Genomic DNA, 301 nt, shown 5'->3' on the forward strand with positions numbered 1-301 from the left:
CCACCACGACTACCGCCCGCAGGTCGTCGGCATCTTCCCCGACCTCGACGGCCCAGTCGGTGCCCGGCCTGGGCTTCACGACGGCCGTCGACTCCCGGTTCTCGTCCAGCCCCACCCTGATCAAACTCGTCGCGATGCTCGGCGCCGTCCTCGCGACCGCCGTCTCGCTCGTCGCACTGCACCGCCTCGACAGCGTCGACGGCCGCCGCGCCCGCCGCTTCCTGCCCGCCCGCTGGTGGAAGCTGACCGGCGTCGACGGCGTCGTCGTCGGCACCCTCGTCGGCTGGCACTTCTTCGGCGC

General features: G+C 73.1%; 1 pseudogene. It reads left to right on the plus strand.

The window, feature by feature from the left end:
- A pseudogene (locus IJ15_RS25100) lies at window positions 1-301 on the plus strand (arabinosyltransferase domain-containing protein); the annotation flags it as partial.

This window comes from Prescottella defluvii (genome assembly GCF_000738775.1).
Taxonomy (GTDB): domain Bacteria; phylum Actinomycetota; class Actinomycetes; order Mycobacteriales; family Mycobacteriaceae; genus Prescottella; species Prescottella defluvii.